Genomic DNA, 23875 nt, shown 5'->3' with positions numbered 1-23875 from the left:
TATGTTGATTATGAATAAGTCTTGAAATTTTTATAAAAAAAGCGCCGTTACCAGCGCTTTTTTTAAACCAAATATATAATAATAATTAACGAGCATTACAAAAGTACAAACTTTATCCGTATTAGCAAGTATTTTTATTAAAAAAATTAAAATTTTTAACAAAAAACACATAAAACACTAAAATTCAGATTAAAAAAACAATCACAAATAGATAAAAATCATATTAAAATTAAATTTTTATATAAAAACATTAGTTTTTTACTTACAAAATCATAATTTAAGGAAATATTTAAGCAAAATGATAAAAGATTTTATAAAAAATTACTTTAATCATCCCAAAACTTACGATGAAATGTTCCTAAATGGTGACAATTACAGAAATCACTATGCAAATTTCATCAGCAATTTCTCTAAAGAGTCGCTCGAAAACCTAAACAAAAAGGAAGAACTCGCCAAAACGCTATTTATGAGTCAAGGTATTACCTTTACCGTGTATGATAGCGGCGAGGGCATCGAAAAAATCTTTCCTTTTGATATTATCCCGAGAATTATCACTTCAACAGAGTGGTCTTTTATAGAAAAAGGGATAAAACAACGGCTAAAAGCGCTGAATCTTTTCTTGAAAGACATTTACAGCAATCAATTTATTTTAAAAGACCAGATTGTTCCTATAAATGTAATTTATTCTTGTCCGCATTTTTTAAGAGAGATGCACAATGTAAATGTATTACACGATATCTATATCCATATCGCCGGCATAGACCTGATCAGAGATCACGACGGAACATTTTATGTACTGGAAGATAATCTTCGGACACCATCAGGCGTAAGCTATATGCTCGAAAACAGGGAAATTACCAAAAGACTATTCCCCGACCTTATTCCCCAATGTGGTGTAAGAAGTGTAACCGAATACCCGGCCATATTATATAAAAATTTAATGAGCCTCTCTCCGAGGGCCGTTTCGAATCCAACCATTGTACTGTTAAGCCCGGGCATGTATAACTCTGCCTATTACGAACATACTACCCTGGCCCGTCTAATGGGCGTAGAATTGGTAGAAGGACGAGATTTGGTGGTTAAAGACCATAAGGTATTTATGAAAACCACTACAGGCCTGCAACAGGTGGATGTGATTTATCGCCGTGTAGACGACGACTATCTGGATCCGCTGGTTTTTAACCCAAACAGCGTACTCGGCGTAGCAGGCCTGATGGGTGCCTATCGCAAAGGAAATGTAGCCATTATTAATGCAGTAGGCAATGGCGTAGCCGACGACAAGGCGGTTTACACCTATGTACCGGATATGATCAGGTACTACCTGAATGAAGAACCTATATTAAAAAATGTACCCACCTACCAGCTCAGCAATAAAGATGAGCTCGATTATGTTTTTGCAAACATTAATACCATGGTGATTAAAAAAACCAACGGAAGTGGTGGATACGGGATGTTAATGGGACACGCTGCCGGCGAACAGGAAACTGAAGCATACAAAATTGAGATCCTGAAAGATCCACGCAACTTTATCGCCCAACCCACCATCAGCTTGTCTTCTGCCCCGTGTTTTATTAATGGAAAACTGGCGCCACGCAGAATCGATCTTCGCCCATTCGCCTTAAACGGACCAGACGGCATTTCAATTGTGCCAGGTGGTTTAACCAGGGTAGCCTTAAAAGAAGGTTCGCTGGTCGTAAACAGCTCGCAGGGTGGTGGCAGTAAAGATACATGGGTTTTAACTTCTTAGAATACAGAATATGTTAAGTAGAGTTGCATCAAGCTTATATTGGCTAAGCAGATATGTTGAGCGCAGCGACGGTATGCTGCGCATGTTAAAAATAAATTACGCTTCCTCACAAGATACCATACAGGAATTCACCTGGAAGCCTGTAATCAGGATTTTTTCTTCAGATGATGAAAATGAATTACTGAATATCCAGCACGATAGCCGGGCAGTGATCGAATACCTCTTGTTAAACCGTGAAAATCCAAATTCGATTTTAAACATCGTTACGCTGGCGCGAGAAAATGCACGGAGCGTTCAGGAACACATCCCTAAAGATTTATGGCAATGTTTAAACGAATATTACCACACCGTTAAGGACGAAAAATTACTGTGGTATGTACAAAAAGATGATCCGGTTACTGCTTTAGACGTTTTGATTAAACAGGTGATGTTATATAACGGAACCGCCGACAGTGTAATGGAACGCGGAGAAAGCAGAAGTTTCATGAATATTGGCAAACACCTCGAGAGAAGTATACAATCGGTTGATATTCTCGATATTAAATTCAGCTCGATCAGCAGCAATCCAGATTTGCTGACCGATATATCCTACTGGAAACATTTACTATTATCCTTAGGCGGTTATGAGCTCTATTTAAAAACCTACCGGCAGGGTTTCGACGCCAAAAACATCATCGAGCTAGCCATGCTGAACAATGATTTTCCAAGGTCGGCACTGTATGCCATGAATAATATTGAACGGTATTTTAACCGGTTAAAAAGCGAAAGTAATATCGAACATTACAACAACCTCTCTTTTAAAATAGGGCGTTTAAAAAGCATGATTACCTATAGTTCGGTTAACACCATGAACGAAGAGCAATTACATCTTTACCTTACAGAGATCAGGGCCGAACTTTTCGGGATTGGAAACCTGTTAAATGAATATTATTTCGCAAATTCATAAAAAGTATTTTTTTAACCACCGATAAAGACAGAGACGATCCTTTAATTAATTTTTAAATCTGCAGTAACATATAAAAAGCCTTATGCCCATTTTCAAAATCAAACATATCACCAACTACAAATATGAATTGCCGGTTCGCGATAGTGCGAATCAGATTATTTTATTTCCGATTAAAGATGATTTCCAGAAAGTGGTTAAACACGACCTGAATATCTCCGGAAGTCCTGAAATTGAAATTTTTATCGATTATTACGGCAATGAGATTGGTACTTTTACTCAAACTGAGCCCCATACACAATTGAAAATCTTCTCCAAGGTAAGTGTAGAAACCTTTGCAAAACCCTTACCGCAGGATGATATGTTTAGTAGTGAGCAATGGAACAGTTTAAACGCCTTAAAATTTGAAGTGCCCTATATCGATTATTTAAGGCAGGAAAGTTTTGAGGGCATTACCCAGTTAAAGGAAACGGCTTTGACGATCAGGAATACCGAAGACACCCCCTATCAAACCGCGATAAAATATTGTGCCCATGTGTTCAATAATTTCGAATACATTAAAGGCGTAACGGCGGTTGATACCACTATTGATGAAATTTTAAACCTTAAAGCAGGAGTTTGCCAGGATTTCGCGCATATATTAACGGCCATGTTACGCTTAACCGGCATCCCGGCGAGATATGTAAGCGGTTACATTTGCCCCAACCGAGATGGTATGCGCGGCGAAGGTGCAACGCACGCCTGGGCCGAAGCCTATTTACCCGAGTACGGCTGGCTGGGTTTAGATCCGACCAATAACTGTATTGCCAACGAAAACCATGTGCGACTGGCCGTAGGCCGTAACTTTACCGATTGTTCGCCGGTAAAAGGTGTTTACAAAGGTGGTTTCGAGCATATCATGGAAGTTAACGTATCTGTAGGTTATAACGATGAAGATTTTAACGATAACGAAACCTACTTCCAGCCAAAAGAAGTAAACTACCCCAAACCTTCAGGAACGATAAGCACCGCCAGATCGAAAAACAGCTATCAACAATATATGGAAGCCATTCAGCAACAACAGCAACAACAGCAGTAGGCAATTTCCAGCCTTCAATTTGCAGTTGGTAGTTGGTAGTTGGCAGTAGGCAGTAGGCAGTTATCAATTATCAGTTGGCATTTCTCCCTTGTAATATTGGTTACTGATATGATTTTGCTAAAAAACTGTCAACTGAAAGCCGAAAACTGTCAACTGATAAAGTTTTTTTTTCTAAATTTGCGCCTTTTACAAATAACAATATGATTAAGAGACAGCAAATTAAAGATTTATTAAAGTCGACAGCATTTGACACAGAAGTAACGGTTATGGGATGGGTAAGAACTTTCCGTAATAATCAGTTTATTGCATTAAATGACGGGTCTTGCATGAGCAATATCCAGGTTGTGATCGATTTTAATAATTTACCTGATGAGCTGTTAAAAAGAATAACAACTGGTGCGGCCATTTCTGCAACTGGTAAATTAATCGAATCGCTTGGTAAAGGTCAATCTGTTGAAATTAAAGCCACAAGTGTAGAAATTTTAGGTGACAGTGATCCGGAAAAGTTTCCGTTGCAACCCAAAAAACACAGTTTGGAGTTTTTACGCGAGATCGCGCATTTGCGTTTCCGTACCAATACCTTTAATGCCGTTTTTAAAGTGCGTCATGCTTTGGCTTTTGCCATTCACCAATTCTATAACGAACGTGGTTTTGTGTACATGCACACGCCTGTAATTACCGCAAGTGATGCAGAAGGTGCCGGTGAGATGTTTAAAGTAACCACTTTAGATTTCGACAATACCCCACGCAGTGAAGATGGTAAAGTAGATTTCTCACAGGATTTCTTCGCCCGCGCAACCAACTTAACCGTATCGGGACAGTTGGAAGGTGAGTTAGCAGCAATGGCTTTCGGACAAATTTATACTTTCGGTCCTACCTTTAGGGCAGAAAACTCGAATACCACACGCCACCTGGCCGAATTCTGGATGATTGAACCAGAAGTGGCCTTTGCAGATTTAGAAGATAACATGCAGCTGGCAGAAGACATGATGAAGTATGTGATTAAATATGCTTTAGACCACTGCAAAGATGAATTAGAATTCTTAAATACCCGTTTAGCGGAAGAAGATAAACAAAAACCACAGAACGAACGCAGCGAATTTAGCTTGTTAGAGAAATTGGATTTCTGTTTAGCCAACGAATTTGAGCGCTTAACCTATACAGAGGCGATCAGGATTTTAAAATCTTCTAAACCCAACCAGAAGAAACAGTTTAAATACCTAATTGACGAATGGGGTGCCGATTTACAAAGTGAGCACGAACGTTACCTGGTAGAAAAACACTTTAAAAAACCTGTAATCTTAACGGATTATCCTGCTGATATTAAATCGTTCTACATGCGCCAGAATGAGCCGGATGCTGAAGGCAGACAAACGGTTGCTGCGATGGATATCTTATTCCCGGGTATTGGCGAAATGATTGGCGGATCGCAACGTGAAGAACGTTTAGACCGCTTAACTAAACGCATGGAAGATTTAAATATTCCGCAAGACGAACTTTGGTGGTATTTAGATACCCGCCGTTTTGGATCGGCCCCACACTCGGGTTTTGGTTTAGGTTTTGAACGTTTAGTATTGTTCGTAACCGGAATGACCAACATTCGTGATGTAATCGCTTTCCCAAGATTCCCGAAAAACGCAGAGTTTTAGGAAGGTTTAGGGTTTAGGGTTTAGGGTTTAGGGAAAACAAATCTTTTATCAAAGAAGTCAAGTTTTGAAAACTTGACTTCTTTTTTTACGTCATACTGAACTTGTTTTACTGCGTAGCTTTCCGCTTTGCTACAGGTCAGTATCTATCTTGCTATAAAGATCCTGAGCTAAACTCTGGATGACGATCCAATGAGTACGCATCAATCGATTTTTTTTACATCGTCCCATGGGGACGCCTCATGGATAGAAACACCAATTGCCAATTGGTGTTTTCGTTTCGTTAGGAACGTTTGGTGATTAAACCCTTTAATATTTCTTCAGCTCTGTCCACCTAAACCTGATTGACGCGGATGTCGATTTTTGAACGGCAGAAGCAAAAAGCAGGACTGAACAAACCTAAGCACTACTGCCCTACCTTTCCAAAAAATAACTCAAAACCAAAGAAGTCAAGCTTTTAAATGAAACTTAACTTCTTTTTTGCTTAAAAATTTCTGCATTAAAGTTTGAGATTTGTTTTTTGGCATATTTAATCTGTTGTTAGCTGCATAACTATATGGTGGCCAACACCTCCATTGTCTTTTTTTCTTTTTCCGAGATAGTTTTCAGGATATTGGATGCTTGTTCAATGTATTTAAACTCTTTTGTTTCACTTACCTTTTCGAACAGCTGTGACACAGTCGTCCAAAGTGTTGCAATTTCTGTAAATGCCTCCCATCCGGTTTTTAGCTTATCAAGCTCCAGCAATTCATAACTTTCTTTTAAGAAATCACGATACAAATTCCTGAATAATGCGCCACCTGTTCCTGCTTTTTCCATAATCATGGCAGATAGTTTAAATTCATGCTCAATGTTTTTACTCTTTTTAAACCATTTCACAATTTCAGCACTTGTTTTCAAAATCCCTTTATAGGCAATATTCGTAATGGGTGGGTTCAGGTATTCGATGGCATTATTTTTAATCGCTATCGGTATGATCTTTTTTAGATCTGGATTACTCCTTTTGCTAGTCTGTTTGAGCGTATAAAACAGGTTTTTCGAAGCCATAGGTCCTTTTTCAGCCCTCGCCAAGGTTAAACTTTCTAAAGAAGTTTTTACCTCCCCGCCTTGCTGTATTGTATCTACTAAAAAAGCATTTTCATGGTCATAGCCATAAATTGCAGCATAGTGGCCTGCAAAATGAAATGGGTTCGAAAAATATTCTAAATGGTAGCAATCCAATTTCAGTCCTACAACCTGCCCATTATCGAGAAGCTGCTTTACGTTATCCCAGGCTTTTTGTTTTGAAGAAGTTTCCTCAACAGTTAATTCGAGATTTAAATTTTCAGCAATATTTTGTGTCAGCAGATCGGTTTTTATTCTCCCTCCTATAAATGGAAAATCCATTATTTTCATATTCCAATAGATAAACCCAAGCCCTTCACCAAGTCCAAAAAGCATGGGTTCGGAAAGTTCAATCCCCAGTTGCAGCAATAAGGTTCCCGTTGCCGTGGTTTCGCAATGTTGTCCGTTAAAAGGCTTTAAATGCTCAATTTTCATTTTAACTGATTAATCTAAAACATTATATTTTTTTTATTCCGAACGTTCCCAGACGAGAGTGGAAATGATTTAAAATCATAAATCACGGTTTAGGAACATCGTTATTTAGATTTAAATTAATTACATCGTCCCATGGGGACGCCTCATGGGTAGAAACGCCAATTGCCAATTGGTGTTTTCGTTCCGTTAGGAACGTTTGGTGATTAAACCCTTAATATTTCTTCTGCTCTGGCCACCTAAACCTGATTGACGCGGATGCCGATTTTTCATCGGCAGAAGCAAAAAGCAGGACTGAACAAACCCAAGCATTACTGCCCTACCTTTCCAAAAAACCAATGGGTTGCCATACGCTAGACTTCCGAAGTTCTGCCTACGCTTAGCCCCTTTTACACTTCGGATTCATCCTTATCGCCCATCATCATGCATACTATCCCCGTACGGATTAGCATGTGCATAATCTACCGCCGAAACCTTATAATCTGTAGGTGCAAAACTAGCCGAAGTACTGAGTGCCATGCCCAATTCGTAACGCGTTGGATAAGGGGTTTTTAACAAACTACCTGCCGGGATGTATGGAAAACTCTCTAAATAACTCTGCATTACACTCGGACTTACGCGCCTGTTGATGTATGCCCTGCTTAACTGATGCGTTTCCCTTAAACCCGCAGCACCTAATAATTCTACCGCGCTGGCTACGGTTAGGTTATGGAAGTTTTTTACCCGAACGGTTTTATCTTCTACCACAAGGCCTTTCATTAAACTCTGATCCTGTGTAGCCACTCCAGTCGGACAAGTATTGCTATTACACTCCAAAGCCTGGATACAGCCTAAAGCGAACATCATTCCGCGGGCAGCATTACACATATCGGCACCAAGGGCTATATTTTTTACCAGATCGAAGCCCGTTGCCACTTTACCCGAAGCAATAATTTTAATGTGTTTTTTCAGGTCGAAACCATTTAAAACATCATATACAAAAGCTACACCTTCGCGCAGCGGCATCCCTACCGAATTCGAAAACTCCTGAGGTGCCGCACCTGTTCCACCTTCGCCACCATCAACGGTAATAAAATCAGGATAAATACCAGTTTCGACCATGGCTTTACAAATGGCATAAAATTCACTTTTACGACCGATACAAAGTTTAAAGCCTACGGGTTTACCATCCGATAAATCGCGGAGTTTCTTCACAAACTCCAATAAACCAATAGGGGTATTAAAAGCCGAGTGTGCAGGCGGCGACAATACATCTTTACCTTCGGGCACTAAACGGATCCTGGCCACTTCTGGTGTAACCTTTTTAGCGGGTAACATACCACCATGACCTGGTTTAGCCCCTTGAGAGAGTTTAATCTCGATCATTTTCACCTGATCGGTTTTGGCCCGCTCAGCATAAGCATCGTAATTAAAGGTGCCATCGGCATTACGGCAACCGAAATAACCGGTACCAATCTGCCAGATTAAATCGCCACCTGGCTGACGGTGATAATCGCTGATTCCACCTTCTCCCGTGTTATGTGCAAAGTTGCCCATTTTAGCACCACCATTTAAAGCCAGAATAGCATTCTGACTTAATGAGCCAAAGCTCATGGCCGAAATATTATAAATACTGGCAGAGTAAGGTTTTTTACAATCTGGTCCGCCAACAATAACACGTGGATCTAAATTTAATTCGTGGTGAGAAATCGCAGCAATGCTATGACTTAACCATTCGTAACCATTATCGTAAACATTTAACTGCGTACCGAATGGAATGGTATCGTTATCTTTTTTAGCACGCTGATAAATGAGCGAGCGGTTTAACCTGCTGTAAGGTGTACCGTTGGTATCGCTCTCTACAAAATATTGATACACTTTCGGCCGCAGTTCTTCCATAAAATACCTCAAACGGCCAAAAACCGGATAGTTCCTGACAATACTATGCTTGGGCTGGTATAAATCGTAAATACCCAGAATAACAAAAGGACCAGTAAAAATGAATGTCCACCATAAAAAGGGATGATACAAGCCCAGCATAATGGTTAGGGCGATTAAAAATGCGGCAATCGCGACGAAAGCTTTTCTCATAATAATAGATTAGCGTATGTTTTGTTAGTACAAAGATTAGGATTATTAAACAACTGACACCATTAATTTGTTATTTTTACGCTATGCTTATTAAGATATATCCAGAGAACCCGAACGAAAGAGCCATTGAACAAGTTGTTGAAGTGTTGAAGAAAGGTGGTTTAATTATCTATCCAACCGATACCATTTACGGTTTGGGCTGCGATATCACCAATCCGAAAGCGATCGAAAAAATCTGCCGTTTACGTGGCATCAAACCCGAAAAGGCCAACTTTTCTTTCATCTGTCACGATTTAAAGCACATTTCCGATTATATCAAGCCAATTGACAATACCACCTTCAGGGTGTTAAAAAAAGCTTTACCCGGGCCATTTACCTTTATCTTTAACGCCAATAATAATGTACCCAAGTTACTCAGTTCCAACAAAAAAACGGTCGGTATCCGTGTGCCCGACAACAATATTGCACGCTGTATTGTAAAAGAACTGGGCAATCCTATCCTATCTACTTCCATAAAGGATGATGATGATGTAATTGAATATTCAACCGATCCCGAGTTGATTCATGAAAAATACGAAGACCTGGTCGACCTGGTAATCGACGGTGGTTACGGCGATAACGAAGCCTCTACCGTGATTGATTGCACCACGGGCGAGTTCGAAGTAATCCGTGAGGGTAAGGGGAATATTGAGGAGTATTTGTAAGCTCTTGTCGTATAAGCCAGACCGCCTATTTTACGAGGATTGTTAGATTGATTTTTTTTTGGAAGTGACGGTTTCAGTTCCCTGTGGCGGCCTCCAGCCCTCCTTTACACTTCAAGTCCTCCCCGATAAAAATCGAGATGCGGGCTTTCCGTTTCAATCAGGCTTAGTAACAAAGGGTGTTTTATCAAACGAGGGAATGACGACCATATTATCACTACCCCCTGCCCCCTAAATTCTATTGATGCCTGGTCTATACGCCACGCTATCTGCACCCTGCTATCCGGCCTGGCAGATTTTCGCAGAAATAAGCATTGAAATTCCTGCATAAAACTTTCAACACCCCATAGCCCAAGGCAATATACAGTCCCGATTTTTCATCGGGGCCTCCATATTGCCGCAATAAGAATTTTGATAGCTTAGTTCAAGAAAGGATGCAAGCCTTGGGCTTTTGTTACTTTTGGGCCAAGCCAAAAGTAAGAGCCCCTTCGGCGGCGGTGAGCCGAGGCAAGCCCGAGCCTGGGGCAAAGAATAGCAAATGCATAAGATTAGCTTCTCTGAGCACTTCGTGGTTCTCACCTGCGCGGGAATGACGACCGTGTTGTTGTAGCTTATAACCACCCCCAGCCCCTCCTTGAAAATAAGGAGGGGAGCTCCCACCCATAGCTTTAAGGTTGCCGCCTGCGCGGGAATGACGATGGTATTATAACTGCCCCTAAATTCTACTCATGCGGGTTTATGCTCCACGCTATCTGCACCCTGCCATCCGGCCTCGGATATGATGGAAGGAGAAAACGTTAAAGCTTTTGCACCTCCTTTCAACATACTACTGCCCCGAGGCAGCACGCCCTTTCCGACCCTTCGTCGGAACTTGTGCTGGCGACCAATAAAGCTTTGACGAATTTATCCTACATCAGATCCCGGCCTTGATTGTTTGTTTCTTTATCATCAAGGATAAAGAAAGAGCCCCTTCGGCGGCGGTGGACCTGTACCGATTTTTCATCGGTAGCCGAGGCAAGCCCGAGCCTGGGGCAAAGAATAGCAAATGCATAAGATTAGCTTCGCTGAGCACTTTGTGGTTCTCACCTGCGCGGGAATGACGACCGTGCTGTAGCTTATAACCACCCCCAGCCCCTCCTTGAAAATAAGGAGGGGAGCTCCCACCCATAGCTTTAAGGTTCCCGCCTGCGCGGGAATGACGACCGTATTATAGCGAGCGTCTTATCCCCCTATCCGCCTTCGGCACCTTTCCCCTGAAAGGGAAAGGACTAAAAGACAAATTACTGCACCCTGCAATATGCACCTTGCTATCCGGCCTGGCAGATTTTTGCAGAAATAAGCATTGAAATTCTTGCATAAACCCCTCAACACCCCACAGCCCAAGGCAATATACAGTCCCGATTCTTCATCGGGGCCTCCATATTGCCGCAATAAGAATTTCGATAGCTTAGTTCAAGAAAGGATGCAAGCCTTGATTGTTTGTTTCTTTATCATCAAGGATAAAGAAAGAGCCCCTTCGGCGGCGGTGGACCTGTACCGATTTTACATCGGTAACCGAGGCAAGCCCGAGCCTGGGGCAAGCCCGAGCCTGGGGCAAGCCCTAGATTAGGGCTAAACCTAGACCAAGCATTAACGCCATTTACAAGATTGCTTCGTCGGCTGAAAAAGCCTTCTCGCAATGACGAACTCGTTGCTAAAATTCATCACATCAACTCCTTTTTCTGCAAAAAACTTTCCCAAAAAAGCACAGTAACGTCTGCATAAACGAAAAATTACCTTATATTATATTTATTTTTCCACATTTCACCGAATTAACATTAAGTTAATCTGATAATTAGGCATTTGCATATACATTTGTTGTAAACAAAACTTATTATATGAAAAGACCTTTACTTCTCATTTTATTTTTTCTGGTTTTCTCTAATTATTTATTTGCCCAGGTTTCATTAACGGCAATCAATACGGCTAAATCAGAGAATTTTGACGGCATGACCGCAACCGGGACTTCATTAGTTGCCGGGTGGAGCGCCGTTAAAGCCAGTGGCACAAGCGCTGCTGCCGTTGGTTCGGCCTTAACCTTAGCCGTTTACAGCACTTCATCGAATGCTGGCGCTGCCTACAACGCAGGAACAGCTGGAGCGGCCGACCGTTCTTTAGGAAGCCTGGCCTCTGGTGCCCTGGTACCAAGATTTGGTGCCGGATTCCAGAATAATACTGGTGCAACCGTAACTTCAATCGATTTATCGGGTGTGATGGAACAGTGGAGAACCGGTTCAACCGCCACCGTTAACGAAAAACTAAATTTCGAATACAGTTTTAATGCCACCAGTATTGCCGATGCAGCAGCCACCTGGCTACCGCTTAGCGGCATGGACCTTAACGAAAAGTTAACCACAACTACCGCCGCAGCTGGCATTGACGGCAACTTAGCAGCAAATCAAACCGCTATTTCAGCAAGCATCACTGCAATTAGCTGGGCAAATGGAGCCACGCTTTATATCCGCTGGACAGATACTGACGATTTAGGAAGCGATGGTATTTACACGATCGACGATTTTAGTATCACGCCAAAAGGCAGTGTTAGCGCTACACCAGTGATATCAGCGTCAAATACAACATTGGTTTTTGGCGATCAGAACATCAATTCAAATTCTACCGCACAAAGTTACACCTTGGGTGGAGCCAATTTAACGGCAGGTGTTTCAGTAAATGCGACAGCACCTTTCTTTGTTTCAAAAGACAATACTACCTTCAGCAGTTCCATCAGCTATACTACAGGCGAAGTTGCCACATCACCATTGGTATATGTGCGTTTCAGTCCAACAGCTGCCGGCAATGCCAGCGGTAATGTTACCCATAGCAGCACTGGCGCTACCCCTGTTAATGTTGCGGTAAGTGGAAACGGCTTATCAACCATTTTAACACTAAACCAAACGGCTTTCGATTTTGGCTCGCAAAATACAGGCACCAATTCTACAGCACAAAGCTTTACCCTATCCGCAACAGGCTTAACCGATGTGGTGAATATTACCACAACAGCACCTTTTTATCTTTCGAAAGATAATGTTACCTATAATATTTCCTTAGTGTATACGGCGGCTGAGCTGGCCACAAGCAAAACGGTTTCGGTACGATTTAGCCCAACAACAGCTTCACCAGTATCGGGTAATATCAGTATCTCGAGCACTGGTGCAGCCACACAGAACATCACTACCGCAGGTGTAGGTACAACACCACCTGCAGCGCCAACGCATATTGTCATATCAGAAGTATATGGCGGTGGCGGAAACACGGGGGCAACTTACAAAAACGACTTTATCGAATTATATAACCCGGGTAACACAGCGGTTGATTTAACCGGCTGGAGTGTACAGTATTTAAATGCTGCCGGAACCGGAGCCTGGGCCAAAACAGATTTAACCGGCAGTATACCGGCTAAAAGTTTCTATCTGGTTCAGGAAGCTGTTGGAGCAGGCGGAACGGTTAATTTACCTACACCTGATGCCACCGGAATTTTAGCCCTTTCGGGTACCACCGGAAAAGTAATTTTGAGCAGCTCAAATGTGCTTTTAACCGGCGCTAACCCGGCCACGGCTGTGGTTATCGATAAAGTAGGCTTTGGTCCAACGGCCACAGGTTTTGAAACCGCACCTACACCGGTAATTTCCAATACCACTTCAATCGAACGTAAAGCCAGTGCAACTTCAACCGCGGCTACTTTAGCCCTGGGTGGTGCAGAAGAGTTTAATGGAAACGGTTACGATACCGATAACAACCTTAACGATTTTGTAGTTACTGCCCCAAATCCTCAAAACAGTACCGTAAAAGAACCAACTGGTGCCAACCATGTGGTCATTTCTGAAGTTTATGGCGGTGGTGGTAATACCGGCGCTACCTATAAAAACGACTTTATCGAATTATACAACCCAACACTTAGTGCTGTCGATTTAACAGGCTGGAGCGTGCAATATGCAAGTGCTACAGGTACTGGCAGCTGGACAGCCACCACCTTATCAGGTTCTATTGCGCCAAAAGGTTTTTACCTCATCCAACAGTCTGCAGGTACAGGTGGTACATTGGATTTACCAACGCCTGATAAGATTGGTACACTTAATTTATCGGGTACAGCAGGAAAAGTATTGTTAAGCAATTCGGTTACCCCTCAAACCGGCGCTAACCCGGTTAGTGCAAATATTATTGATAAAGTTGGTTTCGGAACAGCAAATGGTTTTGAGGGTACTGCCCCTGCCCCCGCTACAACCAATACTTCATCAATAGAAAGGAAAGCGAGTTCAACCTCTGATGCCACCACTATGGGCATTGGCGGTACAGAAGAGTTTGCCGGTAATGGATATGATAGCGATGAGAATTCGTTGGATTTTGTATTGAGGGCTCCAAATCCGCAAAACACTTCGGTAACCGAACCCGCTTCAATGTCTGGTCCTTATTTGGTGGTCACGCCAAAAACTTTAGCCTTCAGCAATCAGGCCATCAACACCACTTCAGCAGCTAAAACTTATGTCTTATCTGCCGGTAACTTAACCAATGCCACTACCTTAACCACAGCGGCACCTTATGCTATCTCGAAAGATAACGTAACCTTTTCTACCACATTAAGTTATAGTGTGGCAGATTTGGCCACCAACCAAACGGTGTATGTAAAATTCAGTCCAACGGCGGTGGGCAATTCAACCGGTGCTGTTTTACATGCCAGTGCAGGTGCAACTTCGGTTTCCCTTTCGTTAAGCGGTCCGGCGGTTGATCCTAACCAAACGGCTTTCAACTTCGAAAACTGTACCACGGTGGGTAGCGGAGCCTTATCCGATGGCTTTTATCAATACAGCGTAACCGGTGCACAAACCTGGGGCTGTACCACTACTTTCGGACATGATGCGACCGACCCTACAGGTGTGGCAAGCGCAGGAAATGCCCTGCAGATTAATGGTTATTCAGGTGGTAATATTTTAAATGAGGATTGGTTAATCTCACCAGCTTTAAATATCTCTTCGTTTAACTATGCCATTTTATCTTTCTGGACAAGATCTGCTTTCGCAGGAGATAAATTACAACTCAAAATCTCAACAAATTATACCGGTTCAGGCAATCCTGCACTGGCTACCTGGACCAGCTTAGATGGTAAATTCCCTGAAACGGGTACCGATAAATGGACCAAATCGGATAATATAGATTTATCCGCCTATAAAGCAACGCCAGTTTATGTGGCTATTGTATATAATTCGACCACCTCATCGGCCAGCCGCTGGACTGTTGATGATTTCGCCGTAACCAATTCCAACACGCCACCAGCAGTTGATATCAGCACTTCGCCGTCTAGCGTCAGTTTTGGTTTCCAGGCAGCCAACACCACTTCAGCAGCCAGCACCTTTGGTTTCTCTGCAGGTAACTTGACGGGCGATGTAACCTTAACCGCTCCGGCTAACTTTACCTTATCTAAAACCAGTACCGGAACCTACAGCAGTACCATTACTTATCCCAAAGCCGATATCAACAATACTTCGCCAACCGTTTATGCTAAATTTTCGCCAACGGTGGTGAATACGAGTTATACCGGAAATGTAAGCATTGCCACTGCCGGCTCGGCAAACAAAACCGTAGCCTTTAGCGGAAATACTTTCGATATCGCCAATACCTTAGAAGTGGTCAACTGGAACATCGAATGGTTTGGCAGCCCGGCTCAGGATCCATCAAATGATGTACAGCAGGCCGCCAATGTTAAAACCATCGTGAACAACCTAAATGCAGATATTTATGGTTTCGCAGAGGTGGTAGATACTACGTTGTTTAGAAACACCGTTTTACCGGCCGGATACAATGTTTTATTCAGCGAGTTCGGATCCTATGCCGATGATAAAGCCGATGCAGATTATCCGCTGGCGCAGAAACTGGCTTTTATGTACCGTACCGATCTGATTAAACCCATTTCAACTTTAGACATTTTAAGAGATACTTATAACCCTGCTATACCGGCAACCAGTGCCGATGGCACCCCTTACAAAAACTGGTCGTCGGGCCGTTTCCCTTACCTGATGCAGGCGCAGGTGAAAATCAACAATAAATTGGATACGGTTTATTTTGTCGAGATCCATGCCAAAGCAAACACTGGTACCACCGCCGACCAGATTGATGCCTACAACCGCAGAAAAGGCGGCAATAAACAAATGAAAGACTGGTTAGACGCTAACCTTGCCGGTAAAAAGGTAATTATTCTCGGCGATTTTAACGACGTACTGGATGCGGATAAAACCATTGCACCAATGCCAGGCACCGGAACTTCCTATTCAGATTTCACCCAGGATGTGGCTAATTATTTCCCGGTTACCTTACCTTTAAGTTTAGCAGGAAAACAATCTACAGCCGGATTTAATACCGTAATTGATAACGTCATCATCACCAAAAGCCTTAACCTCAACTATATCCCGGCCTCAGCCGAGGTTTTAGATGCCGTTAAAAACCTGGTGACCAATTACAGCTCTACCACCACCGATCACTATCCGATTAAAACGAGGTATTTATTCGGCAATGGTGCGCCTACCCTCGATGCGGTAGCCAACCAGGCTGTTTGTTATAGCTCAGCCAACCAAAGCCTGGCTTTAACCGGAATTTCGGCTGGTCCTGAAACGGCACAAAACACTACACTTTCGGTTAGTGCTGATAACGCCAACCTGTTTGATGTATTAACGGTAGCCGCAAACGGCGCTGACAAAGGCACCATTACTTATCACTTAAAAAACAATGTAAGTGGTGTAGCCAATATTACCGTTACGGTAATGGATAACGGCGGGACAGATTTTGGAGGGGTAAATAAAACCACCAAAACCTTCAAATTAACGGTTAGCTCAACCGCTACAGCAACCGTTACAGGTACTGCTGCAGTGTGTTTAAATGGCGCTGCCCAAACCATCACCTTTACCGGCGCAAACGGAACTGCCCCTTATACCTTTACCTATAACATTAACGGCGGAACAAATCAAACAGTAAGCACTATAGGCACAAGCGCTTCGGTAACGGTTTCGGCCCCAGCTAACGTTGCGGGTACCTTTGCCTATAACTTAGTAAACGTTAAAGATGCAAACTGTGGTCAGCCACAAAGCGGAACGGCAACCATCACGGTGAGAACCCTGGCAACAGCCAGCATTTCGGGTTCAACTGCCGTACCGAACTTAGCAGCCGCACCAAATATTACCTTTACCGGTGCAAACGGAACGGCACCATACACCTTCACCTACAACATTAATGGCGGCACAAACCAAACGATTAGCTCAACCGGAAACACGGCAACAGTGGCCGCACCAACGACTACGGTAGGCACATTTGTTTACAATTTAGTTAGCGTGGCCGATGTAAACTGTAGCCAGGCACAAACGGGTTCGGCAACGGTGCTGATACGCCCTTTACCGGTAGCCAGCATTGCGGGTACAACCTCAGTATGTAACTTCGGCACCTCTCCCAACATTACCTTTACCGGCTCAGCAGGTACCGCGCCTTATACCTTTACTTACACGATAAATGGCGGTAGTAACCGTACGATAACCACCAATTCAACTACCGTTACAGTGAGCGCCCCGACCAATACACCGGGTACCTTTACCTATACACTGGTGAGCGTGGCCGATGCTTATGCCAGTCAGCTGCAAACCGGAACAGCCACCGTAACCGTAAATGCTTTACCGGTAGTGTCCATCAGCAGTAATAAAGGGCTTACGATCTCTAAAGGCGATGCCCTGATTTTAACGGCAACGGGCGGCGCACAATACAGCTGGACAGGTCCTGAAATCACCAGCGGACAAAATGCGGCAGCGGTAACCGTCCGGCCAAAACAAAGCGGCACCTATAAAGTAACGGTAACCAATGCCAGTGGTTGTGTAAGCGATCAAACGATTTCGATAAGCGTCACCGAAGATTATAAATTAGAAGCCAGTACCGTGGTCACGCCAAATGGCGATGGTTATAATGATAAGTTTATCGTCAAAAACATCGATTATTATCCAAATAATACCCTGAAGATATTCGATAAGGCCGGGCGGGTTTTATATACTAAACAAACTTATGCCAACGATTGGGATGGAACGATAAACGGTAGCCCTTTAAGTGAAGGTACCTACTACTACATCATCGATCTCGGTAAGGGCATCGGCACATTCAAAGGTTTTATCAACATCATTAGAGACTAATTACAGACATGAAAGCAATTATCAAAAACATAAAGCAAATGCGTCGCGTAACGTTTCTAGTTGCGGCCGGCACATTATTTTTAAATACCGCGAAGGCACAGATCCTTCCGCTCAATGCACAATATTTCCAGAACCGTTACCTGGTTAATCCATCCATGGCAGGTATTACCGAAGGTTTTAACATCAACGGCAGTTTCCGTAAACAATGGTCTAACATCCCCGGCGCACCCATTACCCAGAGTGTAACTTTAGATCAACAGGTGAATAAAGTGGGCTGGGGCGTGAACATCTACAACGAGAAATCGGGCGGTATACAGCGCACCAAAGCCGTAGGAACTTTTGCCTACCACCTTCCCTTAAACAGCGAGGACCAGAAACTAAACTTCGGGATCTCTTTTGGCGCCAGTCAGGATAAACTCGATTTAAGCAGTGTAAGAAACAGCGATATTAACGATCCGTCCATCGCCCGTTTTAACGACCGGGGTTATTACCTAGACGGCGATTTCGGGATCTCTTACACCTCGAAAGGCTTAACCGTAGAAGGTGCCATTCCAAACATGCGTTCGGTGTTCAGAAAAGACGATTTAAATTTTGCCGATAAACCCACCTTTTATTCAGCAGTGAGTTATAAGTTCATGCTGGGATCGGGTATCAACGGCATCAGTCTCGAGCCTAAAGGTGTTTTCAGGGGGATCAAAAATTACGAAAATTTATGGGATGCCGGTTTGAATGCAAATTTTGCCAACGATAAACTGTACGTCATGGCCATGTACCACAACACGCAAAATGCAACCGTTGGTTTCGGCATGAACTACAAATCGACCTTATATTTCATGGCTTATTACAATACGGCAACTTCGGCCATCAGTGGTTACACCGACGGCGATTTCGAAGTGAATATCCGTGTGAATATTGGTAAGAAACGATAATTTTTGTTTTACAAAAAAGGTCGTCCTCCCCGCGCTGGAGGGGATCTTAATGCACCAATATGCGTCATGCTGATCTTGTTTCAATTTTAAAGAAAGGGTCGTCATCCCCGCGCAGGCGGGGATCTTAATGCAATAGATAATAAAAATTATCTTCGATGAACACAAGCTCAGCATGACAACCGAACAAAGCCGCAGATTTATGATCTGCGGCTTTTTGTTTATATCATTAACCCCTAACCCCTATCCGCCTTCGGCACCTTTCCCCTGAAAGGGAAAGGACTAAAAGACAAATTGTCGCGTCCTGCAATATGCACCTTGCTATCCGGCATGGCAGATTTTCGTAGGAAAAAGCACGTAAATCTGTACACTCCCTCTCGTTACCTCACAACCCAAGGCAGAATCAAGCGGGTGCGTGGGGATAAACGAGGGTAAGAGCCTCGATGCTGCCGCAATTGAGATTTCCGTAGGTTTTTACAAGAAAAGATGCAAGCCTTGGGTTTTTGTTACTTTTGGGCCAAGCCAACCTGCAAAGCAAGCTTGAAGACCTATAAAAACATAAACACAGCTGAAAAAAGTAAGAGCCCTTCGGCGGCGGTGGACCTGTACCGATTTTTCATCGGTAGCCGAGGCAAGCCCGAGCCTAGGGTAAAACCTACAATTGTCATTCTGAACGCAGTGAAGAATCTTTCGGTAAAAGATCCTTCGTGCCTCAGGATGACAGAAAATTGTTAGAAGCAAAAACGATGGAGTCACTGCCGTATCAATCGCAGATAACCCATAGTAGTAAGATTGCTTCCTCGGCTGAAAAAGCCTCATCGCAATGACGGACTTATTGTTGTAATAGAATGACGACCGTATTAGCACCTTACATTTCCTCACAAAAAACACCCCTTTTCCCTTCCCTTTCACTATTTTTACCCCTATGGCTAAATTAATCAATCTGGAAGCATTTCAGCGTTTCTTCCGCTCCGGACAAGTAGGTGGTTTTTTATTATTGATCTGCGTAGCCATTTCTCTGATAATCGCCAACACCACTGCCAAAGATGCTTTCATGCATTTCCTCGACATTAAACTGGGTTTTGGCCCGGTAAACTACAGCATTTTAGCCTGGATTAACGATGCCCTGATGGCCATTTTCTTTTTATTGGTCGGCCTCGAAATCAAACGCGAACTGATAGAGGGCGAATTATCTTCTGTAAAAAGTGCAGCCTTACCCGTAATCGCGGCCCTGGGCGGCATGCTCGTACCGGCATTAATTTATTCCCTCTTTAATAAAGGCGAAGCCTCCGCATCAGGCTGGGGCATCCCCATGGCTACCGATATTGCCTTTGCCCTCGCCATTATTGCGATGCTCGGTAAAAGTGTACCCACCAGTTTAAAAATCTTCCTGGCCGCACTGGCCATTGTCGACGATCTCGGGGCCATTCTCGTGATCGCGATTTTTTATACGAAACAGATTCATTTCGAATACCTCGCCATGGCTGGAGGCATCCTCGTGCTTTTAGGACTGATGAACTATTTCGGCGTCAAGAAACTGGTATTCTACCTCATCCCGGGCATCTTCCTCTGGTATTTCATCCACCACTCGGGCATCCATGCCACCATTGCAGGGGTACTGCTGGCTTTTACCATCCCCACCAACGAAACATACGAAGAGTCGCCTTTGGAAAAACTGGAGCATTTTTTAACCACCCCGGTCAACTACATCATTATGCCAATTTTCGCTTTGGCCAATACCAATATCACTTTCCAGAAAGAAATGCTCGCCGGACTGCTTTCACCCCTCGGTCTCGGCATTATCATCGGTTTATTTGCAGGCAAAACCATTGGCGTAACCTTTTTCAGCTGGTTAGCCGTGAAATTAAAATGGGCCAATCTCCCTACAGGCGCAGGCTGGAAACATGTATGGGGTTTGGGTATGCTCGCCGGAATCGGTTTTACCATGTCGATCTTTATTGCCCTGCTTTCTTTTAGCGATGCGTTGCATGTATCCGAAGCGAAGTTTGCCATCCTAACGGCTTCGATCCTATCGGGTGTGCTAGGTTTTGTGTTTTTGAAATCGGTGAAAAGGGATTAACGGTACATTAACCGCAAAGGGGATTCGCAAGGAAAAGTACTAGCCAGGAAAAAATACAATGAAGTTGTATCATAAATGCGATTTAACTTTAGATGCCTTAATTTTGAGCTGGCCGAAACACCTTAAAGCATATTTAAGAGGCCCTTCGGTAAGCTCCCGTAGGAATCCTTTGGACAAGGAAGACAATTATATATTTATAATACAGCCTTATTAATCATATAACTATTTAGCATATATCATTTGCAGACACCTAATATTTTCTTCTAACTGCGAAATCAATGCTTCTTTATTATCTAATAATTTAGCATATAAAGCTTCAACATTCCTTATTTCATCTTTGAAGTTTCGATATAAATTAAATAATTCTTGTTGTATCGGTTTAGTTTTCGCTTGACTGTTTTCAAAGTCAACAGTATCTAAAATATCTATTAACGTGACTTCTAGTATTTCCGACACTTGAATGAGTCTTTCTACGGATAATTTGGTTTGATTATTTTCGATTTTGGACTAGCTTATTTACCAATGCGATTTATTCCTAACTAAAAATTATTATTTTCGTTTTGCATATATAAATATTTATGAGAATCTTTTTAATGTTAAGCATTTTACTTAACCTTAGTGTTCAGGCCATGGCACAAACATTAACCGCACAATATACCGTTACCCGTCAGTATGATATGCAAATTGCAGGGAATAAAACCAAGTCTGTTACTATTGAGTTTACTGGTCATTTCTATAAAAACAAAAACCGTTATATTTATTATGACACGCCAAATTTTCTAAAAATCTATCCAGATGGAGTCATCAAAGTGTGTATTTCAGTGAAAGTGACCCCTCTGTTTCGGGCCAAACTGGCCACCAATTTGGTTACCGGATCATGCACATCTAAGTTCCTTTCCCTCTGAACAAATATACATTTCGGATCCAAATCCATTTTCCTCAAGACTTCTCAGTTCAATCTATCCTACTGCCAGATTTATCTTCAATTCAGACCTTCCTTAAGATCAAAATCCGCTCGCTTGCATCGGAACGCTTAAAAAAACGTCATAACCCCTCCAAAATAGCGAAACGACAATAGTCTACTCCGAATTGTAGATATGCTCCCAGGAGCCTTTATTTTACGCAGAAACGAAAAGATTATTCTCAAAAGTAAGTCGTGAAAAAAGTTGATCGAAAGATCAGAGTGGCCAGTTTGCCCCGGAACAGGTGGTCACTTTAAAGCGAAATGGGGTGACAGCTTAAACCCGGAACGGGCGGCCATTTTTGCCGAAATGCCCATTCAAAACTTCTTACTGCGACTTCAAAACTACCTACTGCGACTTTAAAACTCCTTACTGCAACTTTAAAACTCCTTACTGCGACTTCAAAACTATCTACTGCGACTTCAAAACTTCTTACTGCGACTTTAAAACTCCTTACTGCAACTTCAAAACTTCTTACTGAGACTTTAAAAATCCTTACTGCGACTTTAAAACTCCTTACTGCGACTTTAAAACTCCTTACTGCAACTTTAAAACTGCCTACTGCGACTTCAAAACTACCTACTGCAACTTTAAAACTACCTACTGCGACTTTAAAACTTTCTACTGCAACTTCAAAACTCCTTACTGCAACTTCAAAACTCCTTACTGCAACTTCAAAACTCCTTACTGCGATTTCAAAACTTTTTTCTTTTTTTAACCACCAAGAACGCAAAGGAAAAAGCCGCAGAAGGCACAGCGCTGGGCGTAACATTCCATCATCCATTTTACATCTTCCATCATTTAACCCCTAATCCGCGCCTTTCCCTTAAATGGGATCGGACTTGAAAACAATTACCGCACCCTGCTATCCGGCCTCGGATATGATGGAAGGAGAAAACGTTAAAGCTTTTGTACCCCCTTTCAACCTACCACTGCCCCGAGGCAGCACGCCCTTTCCGACCTTTCGTCGGAACTTGTGCTGGCGACCAATAAAGCTTTGACGAATTTATCCGACATCAGATCCAAGCCTTTCAGTTATGCTTTTGTGTTAGTTGTTTTTAATGGCAAGCATGCTTTCGCTGCGCTCAGGTTTGTTTCTTTTGGGCCAAGCCAAAAGTAAGAGCCCCTTCGGCGGCGGTGAGCCGAGGCAAGACTGAGCGAAGGACAAACCACCCCCAGCCCCTCCTTGAAAATAAGGAGGGGAGCTCCCACCCATAGCTTTAAGATTCCCGCCTGCGCGGGAATGACGATCGTATTATAGCGAGCGTTTTAGCCCCCTATCCGCCTTCGGCACCTTTCCCCTGAAAGGGAAAGGACTAAAAGACAATTACAGCACCCTGCGATATGCTCCATGCGATCTGCGTCCTGCCATCCGGCCTTGGATATGATGGAAGGAGAAAACGTTAAAGCTTTTGCACCACCTTTCAACCGACCACTGCCCCGAGGCAGCACGCCCTTTCCGACCCTTCGTCGGAACTTGTGCTGGCGACCAATAAAGCTTTGACGAATTTATCCGACATCAGATCCAAGCCTTGATTTTTGGTTACCTTTTTATCAAGAAAAAGGTAAGAGCCTTCTCGGAGGCGGTGAGCCGAGGCAAGCTCGAGCCTGGGGCAAAGAATAGCACACGCATAAGATTAGCTTCACTGAGCACCTCGTGGTTCTCTCCTGCGCAAAATGACGACCGTGTTGTAGCTTATAACTACCCCCAGCCCCTCCTTGAAAATAAGGAGGGGAGCTCCCACCCATAGCTTTAAGGTTCTCACCTGCGCGGGAATGACGAACGATGTTTAGAATCCGGATAACGGAATAATTTTGATACAAATCGCAGATAACCCATAGTAGTAAGATTGCTTCGTCGTTCCTCCTCGCAATGACGGAATTGATGTTGCAATGACAGCTTTAAACAAAAAAGCACCAAGAACATCGCGCTCTTAGTGCCTAAATTTATACACAAGCCTATAAAATCTTAAAGATGTTATAGGCTCATATAT

The 23875-nt window shown here is 43.1% G+C and carries 16 protein-coding genes; 10 read left to right on the top strand and 6 right to left on the bottom strand.

The features are described from left to right. The first annotated feature begins 298 nt into the window (after positions 1–298). The 4 genes from CA265_05130 to CA265_05115 all read left to right on the top strand — a co-directional run bounded on the left by CA265_05130 (position 299) and on the right by CA265_05115 (position 5417). Positions 299–1747, top strand: coding sequence for a hypothetical protein (locus CA265_05130; GenBank protein ID ARS39090.1), 1449 nt, complete (start codon positions 299–301; stop codon positions 1745–1747). Between the two features lie 10 nt (positions 1748–1757). Continuing rightward, the gene (locus CA265_05125) at positions 1758–2693 is read left to right on the top strand and encodes a hypothetical protein (protein ARS39089.1); all 936 of its coding nucleotides are present in this window, start codon (positions 1758–1760) and stop codon (positions 2691–2693) included. A gap of 82 nt (positions 2694–2775) precedes the next feature. Further along, positions 2776–3768 (top strand): transglutaminase, encoded by a 993-nt coding sequence (locus CA265_05120; GenBank protein ARS39088.1) that lies wholly within the window; start codon positions 2776–2778, stop codon positions 3766–3768. Between the two features lie 200 nt (positions 3769–3968). Further along, a complete protein-coding gene (locus tag CA265_05115) occupies positions 3969–5417 on the top strand; it encodes an asparagine--tRNA ligase (GenBank protein ID ARS39087.1) in 1449 nt (482 codons plus the stop codon). Positions 5418–5966: 549 nt separating this feature from the next. On the opposite strand, the gene CA265_05110 is transcribed toward CA265_05115, so the two are convergent. Beyond that, positions 5967–6953, bottom strand: a complete 987-nt coding sequence (locus tag CA265_05110) for a lantibiotic ABC transporter (protein ID ARS39086.1) — start codon at positions 6951–6953, stop codon at positions 5967–5969. Positions 6954–7358: 405 nt separating this feature from the next. Continuing rightward, positions 7359–9020, bottom strand: a complete 1662-nt coding sequence (locus tag CA265_05105; GenBank protein ID ARS39085.1) for an FMN-binding glutamate synthase family protein — start codon at positions 9018–9020, stop codon at positions 7359–7361. A gap of 83 nt (positions 9021–9103) precedes the next feature. Between CA265_05105 and CA265_05100 the strand changes: the two genes are divergently transcribed. Beyond that, positions 9104–9724, top strand: coding sequence for a threonylcarbamoyl-AMP synthase (locus tag CA265_05100; protein ARS39084.1), 621 nt, complete (start codon positions 9104–9106; stop codon positions 9722–9724). A 451-nt stretch (positions 9725–10175) separates the two neighbouring features. On the opposite strand, the gene CA265_05095 is transcribed toward CA265_05100, so the two are convergent. Continuing rightward, complete coding sequence (locus CA265_05095) at positions 10176–10385, bottom strand: hypothetical protein (protein ID ARS39083.1); 210 nt, start codon at positions 10383–10385, stop codon at positions 10176–10178. A gap of 249 nt (positions 10386–10634) precedes the next feature. Beyond that, positions 10635–10889 (bottom strand): hypothetical protein, encoded by a 255-nt coding sequence (locus CA265_05090; protein ARS39082.1) that lies wholly within the window; start codon positions 10887–10889, stop codon positions 10635–10637. 709 nt (positions 10890–11598) lie between these two features. Between CA265_05090 and CA265_05085 the strand changes: the two genes are divergently transcribed. The 4 genes from CA265_05085 (at position 11599) to CA265_05070 (ending at position 20919) form a co-directional block, all read left to right on the top strand. Next, positions 11599–17913: a hypothetical protein gene (locus tag CA265_05085; protein ID ARS39081.1), complete on the top strand. Its 6315-nt coding sequence runs from the start codon at positions 11599–11601 to the stop codon at positions 17911–17913. 8 nt (positions 17914–17921) lie between these two features. After that, positions 17922–18842, top strand: a complete 921-nt coding sequence (locus CA265_05080) for a hypothetical protein (protein ARS39080.1) — start codon at positions 17922–17924, stop codon at positions 18840–18842. A 483-nt stretch (positions 18843–19325) separates the two neighbouring features. Further along, positions 19326–19574, top strand: a complete 249-nt coding sequence (locus tag CA265_05075; protein ID ARS39079.1) for a hypothetical protein — start codon at positions 19326–19328, stop codon at positions 19572–19574. Positions 19575–19764: 190 nt separating this feature from the next. Then, positions 19765–20919, top strand: a complete 1155-nt coding sequence (locus tag CA265_05070) for a Na+/H+ antiporter NhaA (GenBank protein ID ARS39078.1) — start codon at positions 19765–19767, stop codon at positions 20917–20919. 222 nt (positions 20920–21141) lie between these two features. Here CA265_05070 and CA265_05065 read toward each other — a convergent pair whose 3' ends face one another. Further along, positions 21142–21375: a hypothetical protein gene (locus CA265_05065; protein ID ARS39077.1), complete on the bottom strand. Its 234-nt coding sequence runs from the start codon at positions 21373–21375 to the stop codon at positions 21142–21144. 137 nt (positions 21376–21512) lie between these two features. Between CA265_05065 and CA265_05060 the strand changes: the two genes are divergently transcribed. Next, the gene (locus CA265_05060) at positions 21513–21824 is read left to right on the top strand and encodes a hypothetical protein (protein ID ARS39076.1); all 312 of its coding nucleotides are present in this window, start codon (positions 21513–21515) and stop codon (positions 21822–21824) included. Between the two features lie 310 nt (positions 21825–22134). On the opposite strand, the gene CA265_05055 is transcribed toward CA265_05060, so the two are convergent. Further along, positions 22135–22665, bottom strand: coding sequence for a hypothetical protein (locus CA265_05055; GenBank protein ID ARS39075.1), 531 nt, complete (start codon positions 22663–22665; stop codon positions 22135–22137). Positions 22666–23875: the final 1210 nt, after the last annotated feature.

Source organism: Sphingobacteriaceae bacterium GW460-11-11-14-LB5, from assembly GCA_002151545.1.
In the GTDB taxonomy this organism is placed as follows: domain Bacteria; phylum Bacteroidota; class Bacteroidia; order Sphingobacteriales; family Sphingobacteriaceae; genus Pedobacter.
This window is presented reverse-complemented; position numbering and strand designations above follow the sequence as displayed.